Here is a 15437-nt window from a genome sequence, read left to right as displayed (position 1 = left end):
GCGGACGGGGGCCAGCGTGTCACGTGGTGCCTACGTGACCTCAGGGGCATGCTGTGGGGCACTCGCGATCGCGGGGCAGCCGACGAGAAGGAGTCACGCGGGTGTCGTCTCAGGGCGTTACGGTCGTGGCTCTCCTGGCGGACCCCGACGCGCCGACGGAGATCGCGCGGCGCCTGGCCCGGACCCTCCCCGACCGCCTCGCCGAAAAAGCGGGCCAGGGACGGCGGTTCGAGGTCCGCGTGGTCAGCGAGCCCTTCACCGCGGGGACGGAGGACCCGCCCACCCTGGTACGCCGGATCATGGACCGCGCCAGGACGGAGGACTGGGACATCGTCGTGGCCATCACCGACCTTCCGCTGCACGTCCACGGGCGCAAACTCGTCGTGGAACTCAGCCACGAACACGGCATCGCGCTGCTCTCCCTGCCCACGCTGGGCGCCCTGCGCCTGCAGACGAGGGCAAGACGGGCCGTCGAAGAAGCCGTCCTCGCCCTGGCCGCCCCGCAGACCACCGGAACCGATGGACATCCGCGGAGCCGGCCGCTGGGACGCTTCGTCAGCCGTCTCGCCCCCATCCATCCCGGCCCGGTCGACGAGGAAGAGGCCGCCGACCTCCGGTACGTCGTCGGCGGGCCGCGCGGCTACCTGAGAGTGCTTCTCGGCATGGTCCGCGCCAACCGGCCGTGGCGCCTGGTGCCGGGTCTGTCCAAGGCCCTGGCGGCCGCACTCGCCACCGGGGCCGTGGCCACCGTGAACTCCACCGTCTGGAGCCTGTCGCAGGCCCTGAGCACCCCCCGCCTCGTGATCGCCACGGTCGGGTCCGTCGCCATCATGATCGGCTGGCTGATCGTGGACGCGGAACTGTGGCATCGATCGGCGAATGCGCGGCCGGAGGAGAGGAAGAGGACGACCCTCTACAACGCCTCGACCGTCTTGACCGTGGGTATCGGGGTGATCGTGTGTTATGTGGGGTTGCTGGCCGTCAACTTGGTCTGGGCGCTGTTCATCCTCAACGACAAGGTCTTCTCCACCACGACCCAGAACCCGCTGGACGCCACCGACTACTGGACGCTGTCCTGGTTCGTCGCTTCGATCGCCACGGTGGGTGGCGCGCTGGGATCGGGCCTGGAGAGCGACGAGGCGATCCGGGCAGCCGCCTTCTCCAAGCGGGAACAGGAACGTCGGGACATGCTTCAGGACGAGGACGACCAGTCGAAGTCCTGAGCCGGAGATTCGTCGGCGGTCGGCGGGTCGGCAGGGCCCGAAAATTCAGCCGACCGGGCGGTGAGTGGCTGTTTCGCGCCGGAGGCCGACGGGGACCCGGACGGCACGCCGCCGGGACGCCGAAGCTCCCTCTGGCGGCTCCACGGCGGCACCGCCGTTCCACCCGATCCGGATGAACGGCCCGCAGCGACGTGCCGCGGTCGTACCGCGGCCGAGAGAAGTCATCATGAAAGCAGCGGTATATGAAGGACCACGAACGGTAGCGGTGAAGGACGTACCGGACGCGAAGATCGAACACCCCTGCGACATCATCGTCAAGATCACCACTACCAACATCTGCGGTTCGGATCTCCACATGTACGAGGGCCGCACCTCGTTCGAGCCCGGCCGCACCTTCGGACACGAGAACATGGGCCAGGTCGTGGAGGTCGGCTCGGCGGTCCGCAAGGTCCAGGTCGGCGAGTACGTGGTGCTGCCCTTCAACATCGCCTGCGGCTTCTGCAAGCAGTGCGAGCGAGGACTCACCAACTACTGCCTGACCATGCAGCCGGAACCGGCTCTCGCCGGAGCCGCCTACGGATTCGCCGACATGGGTCCCTACCAGGGCGGCCAGGCGGAGCTGCTGCGCGTGCCCTACGGGGACTTCAACGCCCTGCGCCTCGGCGAGGACGCCGCCGAGCGGCAGACCGACTACGTCATGCTCGCCGACATCTTCCCCACCGGGTATCACGCCACTGAGATGGCCCACGTCAAACCGGGCGACCAGACCGTCATCTTCGGGTCCGGTCCCGTCGGGCTGATGGCGGCCTACTCCGCCCTCCTCAAGGGCGCCGGGCGCGTCTGGGTGGTCGATCACCAGCCCGACCGGCTGCGCAAGGCGGAGGAGATCGGGGCCATCCCGGTCAACACCGCCGAACAGGACCCGGCGGAGGTCGTCAAGGACGCCACCCTGGGTCTGGGCGCCGACAACGGCTGTGAGTGCGTCGGCTACCAGGCCCATGACGCCCAGGGACACGAGGACGCCAGCCTCACGCTCAACGGGCTGATCAACTCGGTCAGGTTCACGGGCGACATCGGCGTGGTGGGCGTGTTCCTGCCCGAGGACCCCGGCGGCGAGAAGGCCCAGAACGAGCTGGAGGCGCACGGCAAGGTCCCGATCGACTTCGGCCTGATGTGGTTCAAGGGCCAGCACATGGGCACCGGGCAGGCGCCGGTCAAGAGGTACAACCGAGCGTTGCGCGACCTGATCGCCGGCGGGAAGGCGAAGCCGAGCTTCGTCGTCAGCCACGAACTCGGCCTGGATCAGGCCCCCACCGGCTACGAGCACTTCGACGCCCGTGACGAGGGCTGGACCAAGGTCGTCCTGCATCCGGACGGACATGGCAACGGTCACCGGGGCTGAGGTACCCGTGGACCGCCGGCCGCCTGCCGGCCGGCGGGTCCGTCTCACGGGCTGCGGCCGGCTGACGAGGCGACCGCCTGTCCGACCACCGCCCACCTCCTCAGGCCCGCCCTTCCCGCCGCACTTCGTCCGCCACTCCCCCCGCCCCCAGCAACCCCGTAGGGGGCAGCGCGCGCTCGCCCTGCAAGCGCGGCAGCGTCCGGCTGGAGACGTGCCGTACGACCGGCGGAAGGACGGCGCGCCCCCACTGGGCGAGCCGTAGCCAGGCCGGTACGTACACCGACGTGCGCCGGTGTTCCACCGCACGGACCAGGCGTTCCGCGACCACCTCCGCCGGGTACACCTTGCGGGCCGGGCCCGGCATGTGGGCGCGGAGTTCGCGGAGGACGGGGTGGTGGTCGGCGTCGCGGGTCATGTCGGTGTCGGTCCAGTTGATGTAGGCGATGCCCACGCCGACGGACTCGTGGGCCACCTCCGCCTGGAGGGAGCGGGCGAACGACTCGACACCCGCCTTGGACGCGCAGTAGGCGCTCATCATCGGTGAGGTGCCGAACGCGGCCAGCGACGCCACCTGGAGGAAGTAGCCGGACGTGACCAGCAGATCGGCGAGGAACGCCCGCGCGGTCAGGGCGCTGCCGACCAGGTTGACGTCGATCACCCGCCGCCAGGTCTCGGGGGCGGACCCGGCGAAGGGTCCGCCCTCGGCGATCCCGGCGTTGGCCACGACGACGGACGGCCGCCCCAGCCGCTCCCGTACCTCCGCCGCCGCGCGCTCCAAGGCGCCGAAGTCGGTGATGTCGGCCTCCAGGGCGATCACCGGCGGCGGAAGCGATGCCGCCACTCCGTCCAGCTGCGGCCCTTCCAGGCCGAGCAACGCGAGCCGCGCGCCTCGCTCGGCGAACGCGTGGGCCAGGGCCGCACCCAGGCCGCGCGCGGCCCCGGTCACGACGACGGTACGGCCTGCAAGGGGGCTGTCGTACATGGCGGCTGCCTCCGTCCGCGGGACCCGGCACGTCCGGGCTCACCGGAAGAGCCGAGTACCCATGTGCGCCCCGAAGCGACTCCTCGCCGGGAGCTAGTGCACCTGGTACTGCCCCACCGCGATGAAGTACCGCAGCTCCTCCAGCGTGCCGTCCAGCGCCGCGGAGGCGGCGGCGCGGAGGGCCGGACCGGACTTGGGGTCGGCGAGGATGCGGAGGGCGGCCACCCGGTCGTCCTCGCCCTGCGCCAGCCGGTAACCGGTCTCCAGGAACGCCCGCTGGTCGTCCATCGTCCCGTCCAGCGCCCTGCTCGCCTCCCGGATCACTGCCTTCCCGCTCTTCGGGTCCGCGAGGATGCGAGTGATGGCCACCCGGTCGTCCTCGGCCTGCGCCAGCCGGTAACCCGTCTCCAGGAACGCCCGCTGGTCCGCGATCGTGCCGTCCAGTGCCTCGTTGGCCTCGCGGAGGACCGCCTTGCCGCTCGCCGGGTCCGCGAGTATGCGGGAGATGGCGACCCGGACGTCGTCGTCGGACATCTGGTCCACCGGGGTGGACGCCGTGGCCGAGACCGTCGTGGCCGCGACGGCGGCGGACGCGGGGGTGGAGAGGAGGAGGGCCGGGGTGAGGGCCGTGGCCGCGAGGAGCAGTGCCGCACGGGTCGTTCTCGTCATGCTGAGCCTCCGTCATCAGGTGGGCGGAAGATCGCTGTCGATCCCGCCGTGATCATTACCACGACCCCGCGGGCCTCCCGGTTCCCGTCACCGCCCCCGTATCCGGCGCGCTTCACGCCGTGCGGCAGACTCGGTGGGTGCGAAAGATTCATGTCATCGGTATCGGTGCGGGCGACCCCGACCAGCTCACGTTGCAGGCGGTCAAGGCGATGCGCGGGACGGACGTGTTCTTCCTGCTCGACAAGGGCGAGGTGAAGAGTGATCTGACGCGGCTGCGCCGGGACATCCTGGACGCGCATCTGCCCGAGGGGTCGTACCGGGTGGTGGCGGCCCGGGACCCGGAGCGGGACCGGCGGGCGGGCGGTGCGGCCTACTCGCCGGCCGTCGAGGACTGGCGGACCGCCCGCGCGGGGATCTACGAGCGGCTCATCTCGGAAGAGGTCGCGGAGGACGGCACGGGCGCGTTCCTGGTGTGGGGCGACCCCTCGCTGTACGACAGCACGCTCGGCATCCTGCAGGAGGTGCTGGCCAAGGGCGCGGTGGAGTTCACGTACGACGTGGTGCCCGGCATCAGCAGCGTCTCCGCGCTGGTCGCCCGGCACCGGACCGGCCTGAACCGGGTGGCGCGGCCGGTGCAGATCACCACCGGGCGGCGGCTGGCGGAGGGGCTCCCGGAGGGGGTGGACGACGTGGTGGTGATGCTCGACGCCCACCAGGCGTTCCGGGAGTACGCCGGGGAGGAAATCGACATCTACTGGGGCGCGTACATCGGCACCCCGGACGAGATCCTGGTCTCCGGTCCGCTCGCGGAGGCCGGTCCGGAGATCGAGCGGGTGCGGGCGGAGGCGCGGGAGCGCAAGGGCTGGATCATGGACACCTATCTGCTGCGCAGGCACCCTCGGGGGGAATGACCCCGGCCAGCCAGTCCAGCACACCCTCCACGTCCGGCAACGCCCGCAAGCCGGAGGGGAGTCCGGGGCGGCGTACGACGACCACCGGCAACGACAGCGAGCGGGCGGCGGCCAGTTTCGGCGCCGTCGCCGCTCCCCCGCTGTCCTTCGTCACCAGGACGTCGATGCGGTGCGTGCGGAGCAGGTCCAGCTCGTCCGAGAGGCTGAACGGACCTCGCGCCAGCAGAATTTCACAGTGCGGAGGCAGCGGCGGCTCCGGTGGCTCCACCGAACGCACCACGAACCGAGTGGCCGTCAGGCCCGCGAAGGCGGTGAGCCCGAGCCGGCCCGTGCTGAGGAACACCCGTCGCCCCAGGCGGGGCACGAGGCGCGCCGCCTCCTCCAGGGAGGCCACCGGATGCCAGTCGTCGTCGAGGTCCCAGCCGGGGCGGCGCAGGACCGCGTGCGGGACCCCGGCCACGCGTGCCGCCTCCGCCGCGTTCGCCGTGATGCGCTCCGCGAAGGGATGGGTCGCGTCCACCAGCGCGGTCACCCGGTGGGCGCGCAGCCAGCCGGCCAGCCCCGCCACGCCCCCGAACCCGCCGACCCGCACCTCGCCGTCGACCGCCCCCGGCCGGCTCACGCGCCCCGCGAGGGAGGTGGTGACCCGGAGGCCGGGGCGGGCGGCGAGGGCGGTGGCGAGGCGGCGGGACTCGGTGGTGCCGCCGAGGATCAGGACGTGCGCGGGCATGGGGTGAGCGTACGCATCGGGTCAGGTCAGGAGGAGTTCGACCGCCCCGACGACGGTCGCCACGATGACGATGCGGTCGAACAGCCGCTGGTTGATCTTGTGGACGGCCCACCGGCCGAGGAACGCGCCCGGCACGACGAAGACCAGCAGGGCCGCGTCCAGCAGCAGCGAGTTGCCGTCGATCAGGCCGAGGGCGGCGCTGAAGGGGATCTTGGCGACGTTGACGATGAGGAAGAAGAAGGCGGAGGTGCCGAGGAAGCCCATCTTGCGGAAGCCCGCGGAGAGGAGATACATCGACATCACCGGTCCGCCCGCGTTGGCGACCATGGTGGTGAAGCCGCCCGTCACGCCGTACGCCCCCGCCGTCACCCGGCCGGTCCGCGTGCTGACGTCCTCCGTCGCCTCCTGACGCCGTCGCCACAGGGTGATGCCGGTCATCATCAGCAGGATCACGCCGATGGAGATCCGTACGATCCCGTCGCCGGCGCGGGCGAGGAACAGGGTGCCCGCCACCACTCCGGCCGCGACGGCGGGGAACAGCCGCCACAGGGTCGGCCAGTGGGCGTGGCGCCGGTAGGTGAGGACGGCGAAGGTGTCGCCCGCGATGAGGAGCGGGAGGAGAACGCCGGTGGAGGCGCGGGCGGGCAGGACGGCCGCGAAGACGGCGAGGCTGACCGTGTTGGCCCCGCTGACGGCCGTCTTGGAGAAGCCGACCAGGAGGGCGGCGAGGGCGAGGGCGGCGAACTCCCAGCCGGATATGTGCCAGAGCGTCATCATGTTCATGCGGAGACTGATGCTATGTGCACACGTCCGGCCGGGCGCCGGCGGCTCAGCGGGCGGTGTACCGCGTACGCAGTTCCCGCTTGAGCACCTTCATGCTGGGGCCGAGCGGGAGGACGTCCGTGAACTCCATACGGCGGGGGTACTTGTGCTTGCCGAGGTGCTCCTTGGACCACGCGGTGATCGCGGCGGCGTCGGGCGTGTGGCCCGGTGCGGGGACGACGACCGCGCAGATCTCCTCGCCGTGCAGCTCGTCGGGGAGCCCGATGACGGCGACCTGGGCGATCTCCGGGTGCCGGGCGAGCACCTCCTCGACCTCGCGGGGGTAGACGTTGTAGCCGCCGCGGATGATGACGTCCTTCTTGCGGTCGACGATCCGCAGGAATCCGTCCTCGTCCTTGGTGCCGAGGTCGCCGGTGCGGAACCAGCCGTCGACCAGCGCCTCGGCGGTGGCCTCCGGGCGGCCGAGGTAGCCGGAGAAGACGTTGTGGCCCCGGATGACGACCTCGCCCAGCTCGCCGGGTGCGAGGAGTTCGACCCGGTCCTCGACGTCCGCCCGGGCGATCTCGGCGTCCACGCCCCACAGCGGGTGGCCGATGGTGCCGGCGCGGGTGCCGAAGACGGGCTGGTTGACGGTGGCGGCCGGGGAGGTCTCCGAGAGGCCGTACCCCTCGTAGATCCGGGCGCCGAACGCCGACTCGAACCTCTCCAGCACGGCCACCGGCAGCGAGGCGCCGCCGGAGATGCACAGCCGCAGCCCGGGCAGGGCGGCGGCCTCGGCCGCGACGGCGGCGAGGGAGACGAACATGGTGGGGACGCCGTGGAAGGTGTTGACGCGCTCGGCGACCATGATCTCGATCGCGCGGGCGGCGTCGAAGCGGGGCAGCAGGACGAGCGTCGCGCCCGCGCGCCAGGTGGAGTTGAGGGAGACCGTCTGTCCGAAGGCGTGGAAGAGCGGGAGCGCGCCGAGGACGATGTCGTCGGGGCGGATGTCGTTGGCGTCGAAGGCGTTGACGGTCGCGTTCATCACGATGTTGAAGTGAGTGAGCACGGCCCCCTTCGGGACGCCGGTGGTGCCGCTGGTGTAGAAGACGACGGCCGGGTCGTCGGCGGACCGGGTGACGTACGAGTGCGGCGGCTCGGCGTCGACCGCCAGCTTCTCCAGCTCCTCGCCGAGGACGACCACGCGGATGCCGAGGGAGTCGGCGGCCGCGCGGGCGGTGGCCTCCTGGGCCGGATGGGCGAGCAGCAGGGTGGCGCCGCTGTCCTTGAGGACGTGCTCCACCTCGGTGGCCGAGAGCAGCAGGTGGACGGGGACGACGACACCGCCCACCGCCATGGCCGCGTAGTAGGCGAGCGGGAACTCGGCCGTGTTGGGGGCCATCAGGGCGACCCGGTCACCCGGCCGCACGCCGAGGGCGGTGAGCGCGCCGGCCTGGGCGAGGGAGCGCCGCCAGGCTTCGGCGAAGGTGAGGCGCAGGTCGCCCTCGACGAGGGCCGTCCGGTCGGGGCGGCGGCGGGCGTTCTCGGCCAGGATGGCGGCGACGGACAGGGTTGCCATGAGGTGCGGCTCCGTTTCCTGCGGTGCGACTCGTGCTGCGGAACTCCCTTGCCAGGAAGGCCCGTCGGGGTGGTTCAGGGGCGCTCCACCAGGACCGCGCTGCCCTGCCCGACGCCGACGCACATGGTGGCGAGGCCGCGTCCGGCGCCGGTTCGGCGCATGCGGTGCAGCAGGGTGGTGAGGATGCGGGCGCCGGAGCAGCCGAGGGGGTGGCCGAGGGCGATGGCGCCGCCGGTCGGGTTCACCAGGCCGGGGTCGATGCCCAGCTGGTCGACGGAGGCGAGGGCCTGGGCGGCGAACGCCTCGTTGAACTCCGCCTCCTGGAGGTCTTCGACGCTCCAGCCGACGCGGGCGAGCGCCTTGCGGGTGGCGGGTACCGGGCCGATGCCCATGACGTCGGGGTGGACGCCGGCCGAGGCGCCGGCGACGTACCGGCCGAGGGATTCGAGGCCGAGTTCCTCGAGCGCGTCCTCGCTGACCAGCAGGAGTCCGGCGGCGCCGTCGTTCATGGGCGAGGCGTTGCCCGCGGTGACCGTGCCGTCCTTGCGGAAGACCGGCTTGAGGCGGGCGAGCTTCTCCGGGGAGGTGTCCTCGCGTACGCATTCGTCGCGGTCGACGGTGATGCCGTCCGGGCGCTCCACGGGGAGGAGTTCGGCGTCGAAGTGGCCGTTCTTCCGTGCGGTGGCGGCGAGTTGGTGGCTGCGCAGGGCGAACTCGTCCTGCCGTTCGCGGGAGATGCCGTACCGCTGGGCGACCTCCTCGGCGGTCTCGCCCATGGCCAGGACGCCGTGCAGGTCCTTCATCGCCGGGTTGGTGAGGCGCCAGCCGAGGCGGGTGTCGTAGGTCTCGATGCGGTGCGGGAGGGCCTCGTCGGGGCGGGGCAGCACGAAGGGGGCGCGGCTCATGGACTCGGAGCCGCCCGCGACGACGATGTCCGCCTCACCGGCCGCGATGGTGCGGGCGGCGGTGGTGACGGCTTCCAGGCCCGAGGCGCAGAGCCGGTTGACGGTGGCGCCGGGCACGGAGTCGGGGAGCCCGGCGAGCAGCACGGCCATGCGGGCGATGTTGCGGTTGTCCTCGCCTGCCTGGTTGGCGGCGCCCCAGTACACGTCGTCGATCCGGGCCGGGTCGAGGGCGGGCACGCCGCCCACCAGGTCGCGGACGACGGCCGCCGCGAGGTCGTCGGGCCGCACGGAGGACAGGGCGCCGCGCAGCTTGCCGATGGGCGTGCGGCGGGCGGCCGCGAAGTGGACGGGACGCAACTCGGGACTCCTGACCGACGACGTTGTGGATCAGCGTGAACCTACGCCCCGCCGGGACGGAGCGACTTAATTAGCACTGCTAGTTTTGGGCTCTACCGGACTATAGACCTCCCACCGGGCCCCTGGGAAGATCCCCCGGAGTGACCCACGCGACCACGCCGGAGGAGAGCCGCATGACCGACGTACGCGCCCACATCCGCCAGGGCGTCCACGGTGCGCTGCACGTACGCGCCTGGCCGCACCCGGCGCCCCGCTATCTCGCCCTGCTGGTGCACGGGTACGGCGAGCACGCGGGCCGGTACGACGAGGTCGCCGGGGTGCTCACCGGCCACGGCGCGGCGGTGTACGCCCCCGACCACCTCGGGCACGGCAGGTCGGCCGGCGAGCGGGCGGTGATCGGGGACTTCGAGGACGTGGTGACCGACCTCCACACGGCGGCGGACCTGGCCCGCGCCGAACACACAGGTCTGCCGCTGGTCATGGTGGGCCACTCCATGGGCGGCCTGATCGCGGCCCGTTACGCCCAGCGGTACGGGTCCGAGCTGAGCGCGCTGGTGCTGTCGGGGCCGGTGGTCGGCACATGGGCGCTGCCCGGGCGGCTGCTCGCGCTGGACGAGATCCCGGACGTGCCGATCAGCCCGGCCGCGCTCTCCCGCGACCCGGCGGTGGGCGCGGCCTACGCCGCCGACCCGCTGGTGTGGCACGGCCCCATGAAAAGGCCGACTCTCCTGGCGTTCGAACGGGGGCTGGCGGCCGTGGCCGCGGGCGGCGACCTCGGCGACCTGCCCCTGCTCTGGCTGCACGGCGAAGACGACCGGCTGGTCCCGGTCGAGGGCAGCCGCACCGGCGTGGAGCGCCTCGGCGCCGGCCGCGCCACCGAGCGCGTCTTCCCCGGCGCCCGCCACGAGGTCTTCAACGAGACCGACCGCGCGAAGGTCTTCGCGGAGCTGACGGGCTTCCTGGACTCGGTGCTCGGCTAGAGGCTTATGCCGAGTATCCGCGCGATCGTCCGGGGTACCCCGTGGTCGTTGTTGGAGGGGGCCAGGTGGCGGGCGCGGCTGATGACGTCCGGGTGGGCGTTGGCCATGGCGAAGGACCAGTCGGCGGCGTCCAGCATCTCCAGGTCGTTGAGGTAGTCGCCGAAGACCATGGTCTGGGCCGGGGTGATGCCCAGCTCGCGCTGGAGGCCGCGCAGGGCGGCGCCCTTGTTGGCGGTGCGGTTCATCACGTCCACCCAGTGCTCGCCGGACACCACGACCTGGTGGCTGTCGGCGAAGGGCGCGAGGGCGGGGGCGGCACCCTGCTCGGCGGAGCCGAAGTCGTACACCGCGACCTTGATGATCTCGTCGTCCACCGCGGTCACGTCCTCGACCACGCGGTGCGAGACGTAGTACTTGCGCACCTCCGCGAGGAACGCCTCGTCGCTCCGCTCCACGTACGCGGCCCGCTTGCCGCAGACCACGGCGCCGGCGTCCACGCCCCGCGCGGCCAGCCCCCGTACCGTGCGGGCCAGCTCGGCGGCGGTCGCGTGGTCCAGCGGGTCGGAGCTGAGTTCGACGCCGTCGCGGACCACATAGGTGCCGTTCTCCGCGATGAACACCATGCCCTCGGCCACGTCGGCGAACTCCTCGGCCAGCGTGGCGTACTGGCGGCCGCTCGCGGGGCTGAACAGCACGCCCCGGCGCCGGAGTTCGGCGAGCAGGGGCCGCAGGGTGGCGGGCGGCCGCTTGTCGTCGTCCAGCAGGGTGCCGTCCATGTCGGTCACCACCAGGCGGATGTCGGCGGGTCCCGAGGGCTCGCCGGGGACGTCGAGGAGGGGCGCGGGCGTCGCTGACATGTGCTGCTTCCGGTCGGTTCGCGGGACGCCCCCAGTGTTCCTCATGGCCCGGACGGGCTGGTCCCCGGGCGGGCGGGCGGTCCGGGGATGCCCGTTCGGTGCCCGTTCGCGTACCGTGCGTGATTTTCGGGACACCGCGATCGCCGGGCGGCACAATGACGCGGGACGGCGTGATCAAGGGGCGGCGGAAGGACGGCACGTTGAGCGACCAGGACTCCGCCACGGCCGGGGCGGCACGGCCGGACACCTCCGTGGCGCACAACGCGCGGGTCTGGAACTTCTGGATCGGCGGCGACGCCCACCACGAGGTGGACCGGCGGGTGGGTGAGCAGGTCGCCGGGATGTTCCCGGTGATCCGGGACGTGGCCCGCGCGGACCGGGGCTTCCTGGTGCGCGCGGTGCACCACCTGGCGGCCGAGCGCGGCATCCGGCAGTTCCTCGACCTGGGCGCCGGACTGCCGGCCGCGGACAACACCCACGAGATCGCCCAGCGGGTGGCCCCCGGGTCGCGGACCGTCTACGTCGACAACGACCCGCTCGTGCCGGCCCACGCCCGTGCCCTGCTCACCGGCTCCCCCGAGGGCGTCACGGAGTACGTCCACGCCGACGTCCGGGACCCGGACGCCGTCGTGCGACGCGCCGCGAAGACGCTGGACCTGGGCCGGCCGGTCGCGGTGCTGATGCTCGGCCTCCTCAACTTCGTCCCGGACGGCGCCGAGGCCCGGGAGATCGTCCGCCGGATCATGGCCGCCGTCCCGTCCGGCAGTGTGCTGGTGCTCACCCATCCGACCTTCGACGCTGAAGTGGGCGGCGCGGGGAACGTGACCGCCATGGAGTTCTGGAACGCCCACGCCACCCCGCCGATCACCGGCCGCGGCCGCGCGGAGATCGCGTCCTTCCTCGACGGTCTGGAGCCGGTCGAGCCGGGCCTCGTGCCCTGCTCGCAGTGGCGTCCGGAGGCGGCGGACGCGCTCCCGGTACCGCAGTTCGGGGCCGTCGCCGTGAAACCGTGAGCCTCCACGACCCCCGCAAGGCGCATGTGTCCGAGCCCGCCCGCACCCGCGGCGGGTACCCACCCGGAAAGTATGATCAAGCAATGTCTGACATGACCGAGACCACGCCCGGCTGGCTGACCACGGACGAGCTGGAGATGGCCAGGGCCCGGATGCCGATCCTGTACGTCGAGGCCGTGCCCGTGCGGGTGGACGACAGCGGTGAAGTCACCAGTATCGGGCTGCTGTTGCGCATCGGCCCGGACGGCACGGTCAGCCGCACCCTGGTCTCCGGCCGCGTCCTGCACCACGAGCGGGTGCGCGACGCGCTGCTGCGGCACCTGGAGAAGGACCTCGGCCCGGTCGCGCTGCCCCGCGTCCCCGTCTCCACCCAGCCGTTCACGGTCGCGGAGTACTTCCCCACGGCCGGTGTCACGCCGTACCACGACCCGCGTCAGCACGCGGTGTCGCTGGCCTACATCGTGCCGGTGACCGGCGACTGCCGTCCCCGGCAGGACGCGCTGGACCTGGTCTGGTTCACCCCGCAGGAGGCCGCCTCGGCGGCCCTGCACGGCGAGATGCCCGGCGGCCACGGTGCCCTGCTGAAGCAGGCGCTGGCCCACGTGGGCATCGTCTTCTAGCACTGGTCCGGCCGGGGGCCGAAGAGTCCCCGGCCGGGGCCGAACGGCCCGTGGCGCACCGGGCGGGAGCGGTACGACCCTGGGGGCAGACGCCTCGAAGGGAGCCGGTGCGATGACCACGACCACCATGACCACGGCCCTGGAACCACTGCAGCGCGAGCGGCTGATGGAGCTGGCCCGCGAGGTCTCCTTCCCGGCCGGCACCCGGCTCTTCGAGGAGGGGCGGCGCGCCGACCGGTTCTGGATCGTCCGCACCGGCACGGTGTGCCTCGACCTCCATGTCCCCGGCCGCCGCCCCGCCGTGGTGGAATCCCTCGGCCACGGTGAACTCGTGGGCTGGTCCTGGTACTTCACGCCCAGCGTATGGCACATGGGCGGCGAGGCGATGAGCCCGGTGCGGGCCTGGGAGTTCGACGCCGAGTCGGTCCGCGCCCGCTGCGCCGAGGACTCCGCCTTCGGCCGGGCGGTCGCCACCTGGGTCGGCCGGGTGGTCGCCCACCGTCTGCACTCCTCCCGCGTCCGCCTCCTCGACCTGTACGCCCCCTACGGCAGCGGCGGCCTGCTCTGAGCCCCCGCTCAGCGCGGCTGGTGGGGGTCGAGCTGCGAGGCGAGCACCGCCGCCTGGACCCGGCGCTGGACGCCGAGCTTGGCGAGCAGGCGGGAGATGTGGTTCTTGACCGTCTTCTCGGAGAGGTAGAGCCGCTTGCCGATCTCCCGGTTGGTCAGGCCGTCCCCGATCAGGGCCAGGACGTCCCGCTCGCGGGGCGAGAGGGCCTCCAGCTCGGGCGGCAGCGCGGGCGCGGTCCCGGCGGGGTCGGCGCGCAGCGAGCGCAGCAGCCGGGCGGTGGTCGCGGGGTCCAGCATCGACTGCCCGGAGGCGACCGTGCGCACCGCGGAGACCAGGTCGGAGCCCTTGATCTGCTTCAGCACATATCCGGCGGCCCCCGCCATGATCGCGTCGAGCAGGGCGTCCTCGTCGTCGAAGGAGGTCAGCATCAGGCAGGCCAGGCCCGGCACGCGGTCGCGCAGTTCCCGGCAGACGGTGATGCCGTCGCCGTCGGGGAGGCGCACGTCGAGGACGGCGACGTGCGGGCGCAGCGCGGGGCCGCGGGCAAGGGCGTGCGCGGCGGTGTCGGCCTCGCCGACCACGGCGATGTCGGGTTCGGAGTCCAGCAGGTCGACGAGGCCCCGGCGGACGACCTCGTGGTCGTCCAGCAGGAAGACCCGGACGGGGTCCTGCTCCGTGAAGGTGCGTGTCTCGGGCATGGCGGCCTTTCGTTCCCCTGGGCCGACAGGCGCGGCGGACGGCCCACCGGCAGGATCATCGCCGGTCCACGACACCCAGACTAGGGCCGACCGGACCTGGTGGTGCGACTCCCGGTCCCCCGGAGGGACCTGTGGCCGTGGCCCGGAGGGCCGGTTGCGGTCAGGCTGGTGGGTGGGCCCCGTACGGCCCGGATGCGCTGGGCCGTAAGAGCCCCGCACGAGCCAGGGAGGTGCAGGCGATGCCCCGAACCGTGACCGCGGGACTGGACGGCTCCGCCGAGAGCCGGGCCGCCGTCGAGTGGGCGGCGCGCGAGGCGGTACTGCGCGGGCTGCCGCTGCGGCTCGTGCAGGTGTGGGAGCCGCTGCCGGACCCGATGGCACAGGCCCCGCTGCTGGGTGCCGAGGCCCAGCAGGACTGGATCGAGCGGGCGCCGGACGAGAGCGCGGAGGGGCTGCGGCTGCGCCATCCCGGCCTGGAGGTGATCACCGAACGACGCACCGGCGACCCGGTGGACGTGCTGTGCGAGGCCGCCGGGACCTGCGAGCTGCTGGCGCTCGGCTCGCGCGGCCTGGGCGGGCTGCACGGTTTCATCGTGGGCTCGGTCGGCCTGGCGGTCTCCGGCCACGCCGACTGCCCGGTGGTGCTGGTCAGAGCGGGTGAGCAGGCCGCCGACGAGCACGGGCCGGACCCCACGGGCATCCCGTCGGCCGCGACGCCGTTCCGGCCGGTGGTGCTGGGCCTGGACATCAGCGCGCCCGACGCGGCCCTGCTGGAGTTCGCCCTCGGCGCGGCAGCGCTGCGCGGCGCCCCGCTGCGGGTGGTGTACGCCTGGACGCCGCAGCCCGCGCCCTCGTACAACAGCCCCGGTTACGCCTACGAGGCGGAGGCGCCTCCGGTCGTCGAGGAGGCGCTGGAGCCGCGCAACGCGTTCATGCTCGGCCGGGCCCTCGAGCCCTGGCGGGAGTCGTTCCCGGACGTCGACGTGGCCGAGGCGGCCGTGGAGGGCAGCGCCGGGTCGGTGCTGGTGGATGCCTCCCGCGACGCCTGCCTGGTCGTGGTGGGCCGCCGGGTGCGCACGGCCCGGCTCGGCGCTCACCTCGGGCATGTCGCGCACGCCGTGCTGCACCACTCCCCCGCCCCCGTCGCCGTCGTCCCGCACGCCTGACCGAAGTGGAGAACC

16 protein-coding genes are annotated in these 15437 nt (G+C 72.7%); 8 read left to right on the top strand and 8 right to left on the bottom strand.

The window, feature by feature from the left end; genetic code table 11:
- Positions 1-125: 125 nt before the first annotated feature.
- Positions 126-1223: a hypothetical protein gene (locus E5082_RS27710; protein ID WP_373310114.1), complete on the top strand. Its 1098-nt coding sequence runs from the start codon at positions 126-128 to the stop codon at positions 1221-1223.
- A 226-nt stretch (positions 1224-1449) separates the two neighbouring features.
- Complete coding sequence (locus E5082_RS27705; protein ID WP_135793986.1) at positions 1450-2625, top strand: glutathione-independent formaldehyde dehydrogenase; 1176 nt, start codon at positions 1450-1452, stop codon at positions 2623-2625.
- 100 nt (positions 2626-2725) lie between these two features.
- On the opposite strand, the gene E5082_RS27700 is transcribed toward E5082_RS27705, so the two are convergent.
- Both E5082_RS27700 and E5082_RS27695 read right to left on the bottom strand, forming a co-directional pair.
- Positions 2726-3607, bottom strand: a complete 882-nt coding sequence (locus E5082_RS27700; RefSeq protein WP_135793985.1) for an SDR family oxidoreductase — start codon at positions 3605-3607, stop codon at positions 2726-2728.
- 93 nt (positions 3608-3700) lie between these two features.
- Positions 3701-4276: an ALF repeat-containing protein gene (locus E5082_RS27695; RefSeq protein ID WP_135793984.1), complete on the bottom strand. Its 576-nt coding sequence runs from the start codon at positions 4274-4276 to the stop codon at positions 3701-3703.
- Between the two features lie 137 nt (positions 4277-4413).
- Between E5082_RS27695 and cobF the strand changes: the two genes are divergently transcribed.
- Entirely contained in the window at positions 4414-5187 is a 774-nt protein-coding gene (cobF, locus tag E5082_RS27690) for a precorrin-6A synthase (deacetylating) (protein ID WP_135793983.1), read from the top strand.
- Here the strand turns inward: cobF and E5082_RS27685 are convergent.
- The 4 genes from E5082_RS27685 to E5082_RS27670 form a co-directional block, all read right to left on the bottom strand.
- Positions 5144-5917 carry a cobalt-precorrin-6A reductase gene (locus tag E5082_RS27685; RefSeq protein WP_135793982.1) on the bottom strand — a complete coding sequence of 258 codons (774 nt, stop codon included), beginning with the start codon at positions 5915-5917 and terminating at the stop codon, positions 5144-5146. The two genes, cobF and E5082_RS27685, sit on opposite strands and share 44 nt — an antisense overlap.
- A 21-nt stretch (positions 5918-5938) precedes the next feature.
- Positions 5939-6700 (bottom strand): sulfite exporter TauE/SafE family protein, encoded by a 762-nt coding sequence (locus tag E5082_RS27680; RefSeq protein ID WP_135793981.1) that lies wholly within the window; start codon positions 6698-6700, stop codon positions 5939-5941.
- Between the two features lie 46 nt (positions 6701-6746).
- Positions 6747-8258 (bottom strand): long-chain-fatty-acid--CoA ligase, encoded by a 1512-nt coding sequence (locus E5082_RS27675; RefSeq protein ID WP_135793980.1) that lies wholly within the window; start codon positions 8256-8258, stop codon positions 6747-6749.
- 74 nt (positions 8259-8332) lie between these two features.
- Positions 8333-9520, bottom strand: coding sequence for a thiolase family protein (locus tag E5082_RS27670; protein WP_135793979.1), 1188 nt, complete (start codon positions 9518-9520; stop codon positions 8333-8335).
- A 173-nt stretch (positions 9521-9693) separates the two neighbouring features.
- On the opposite strand from E5082_RS27670, the gene E5082_RS27665 reads away from it, so the two are divergent.
- Positions 9694-10500 (top strand): alpha/beta hydrolase, encoded by an 807-nt coding sequence (locus E5082_RS27665; protein ID WP_135793978.1) that lies wholly within the window; start codon positions 9694-9696, stop codon positions 10498-10500.
- Here E5082_RS27665 and E5082_RS27660 read toward each other — a convergent pair.
- The gene (locus E5082_RS27660; RefSeq protein ID WP_135793977.1) at positions 10497-11357 is read right to left on the bottom strand and encodes a Cof-type HAD-IIB family hydrolase; all 861 of its coding nucleotides are present in this window, start codon (positions 11355-11357) and stop codon (positions 10497-10499) included. The genes E5082_RS27665 and E5082_RS27660 overlap by 4 nt on opposite strands.
- A 200-nt stretch (positions 11358-11557) precedes the next feature.
- Here E5082_RS27660 and E5082_RS27655 point away from each other — a divergent pair, with 200 nt between their 5' ends.
- The 3 genes from E5082_RS27655 (at position 11558) to E5082_RS27645 (ending at position 13558) form a co-directional block, all read left to right on the top strand.
- Positions 11558-12370, top strand: coding sequence for an SAM-dependent methyltransferase (locus E5082_RS27655; protein ID WP_135793976.1), 813 nt, complete (start codon positions 11558-11560; stop codon positions 12368-12370).
- A 92-nt stretch (positions 12371-12462) separates the two neighbouring features.
- Entirely contained in the window at positions 12463-12990 is a 528-nt protein-coding gene (locus tag E5082_RS27650) for an NUDIX hydrolase family protein (RefSeq protein ID WP_167387906.1), read from the top strand.
- A gap of 112 nt (positions 12991-13102) precedes the next feature.
- Positions 13103-13558 carry a Crp/Fnr family transcriptional regulator gene (locus tag E5082_RS27645; RefSeq protein WP_135793975.1) on the top strand — a complete coding sequence of 152 codons (456 nt, stop codon included), beginning with the start codon at positions 13103-13105 and terminating at the stop codon, positions 13556-13558.
- 8 nt (positions 13559-13566) lie between these two features.
- On the opposite strand, the gene E5082_RS27640 is transcribed toward E5082_RS27645, so the two are convergent.
- Positions 13567-14256: a response regulator gene (locus tag E5082_RS27640; protein WP_135793974.1), complete on the bottom strand. Its 690-nt coding sequence runs from the start codon at positions 14254-14256 to the stop codon at positions 13567-13569.
- Between the two features lie 239 nt (positions 14257-14495).
- On the opposite strand from E5082_RS27640, the gene E5082_RS27635 reads away from it, so the two are divergent.
- Complete coding sequence (locus tag E5082_RS27635) at positions 14496-15422, top strand: universal stress protein (RefSeq protein WP_135793973.1); 927 nt, start codon at positions 14496-14498, stop codon at positions 15420-15422.
- Positions 15423-15437: the final 15 nt, after the last annotated feature.

This window comes from Streptomyces griseoluteus (assembly GCF_004784465.1).
In the GTDB taxonomy this organism is placed as follows: domain Bacteria; phylum Actinomycetota; class Actinomycetes; order Streptomycetales; family Streptomycetaceae; genus Streptomyces; species Streptomyces griseoluteus.
The sequence above is the reverse complement of the archived record's forward strand: the minus strand, read 5'-3'. Positions and strand labels throughout refer to the sequence as shown.

What these genes read in the sequence shown, in the direction of transcription:
- E5082_RS27705 (WP_135793986.1), top strand. Translation starts at nt 1,450, where the DNA reads ATGAAAGCAGCGGTATATGAAGGACCACGAACGGTAGCGGTGAAGGAC.
- E5082_RS27700 (WP_135793985.1), bottom strand. Translation starts at nt 3,607, where the DNA reads ATGTACGACAGCCCCCTTGCAGGCCGTACCGTCGTCGTGACCGGGGCC.
- E5082_RS27695 (WP_135793984.1), bottom strand. Translation starts at nt 4,276, where the DNA reads ATGACGAGAACGACCCGTGCGGCACTGCTCCTCGCGGCCACGGCCCTC.
- E5082_RS27685 (WP_135793982.1), bottom strand. Translation starts at nt 5,917, where the DNA reads ATGCCCGCGCACGTCCTGATCCTCGGCGGCACCACCGAGTCCCGCCGC.
- E5082_RS27680 (WP_135793981.1), bottom strand. Translation starts at nt 6,700, where the DNA reads ATGAACATGATGACGCTCTGGCACATATCCGGCTGGGAGTTCGCCGCC.
- E5082_RS27675 (WP_135793980.1), bottom strand. Translation starts at nt 8,258, where the DNA reads ATGGCAACCCTGTCCGTCGCCGCCATCCTGGCCGAGAACGCCCGCCGC.
- E5082_RS27665 (WP_135793978.1), top strand. Translation starts at nt 9,694, where the DNA reads ATGACCGACGTACGCGCCCACATCCGCCAGGGCGTCCACGGTGCGCTG.
- E5082_RS27660 (WP_135793977.1), bottom strand. Translation starts at nt 11,357, where the DNA reads ATGTCAGCGACGCCCGCGCCCCTCCTCGACGTCCCCGGCGAGCCCTCG.
- E5082_RS27650 (WP_167387906.1), top strand. Translation starts at nt 12,463, where the DNA reads ATGACCGAGACCACGCCCGGCTGGCTGACCACGGACGAGCTGGAGATG.
- E5082_RS27645 (WP_135793975.1), top strand. Translation starts at nt 13,103, where the DNA reads ATGACCACGACCACCATGACCACGGCCCTGGAACCACTGCAGCGCGAG.
- E5082_RS27640 (WP_135793974.1), bottom strand. Translation starts at nt 14,256, where the DNA reads ATGCCCGAGACACGCACCTTCACGGAGCAGGACCCCGTCCGGGTCTTC.
- E5082_RS27635 (WP_135793973.1), top strand. Translation starts at nt 14,496, where the DNA reads ATGCCCCGAACCGTGACCGCGGGACTGGACGGCTCCGCCGAGAGCCGG.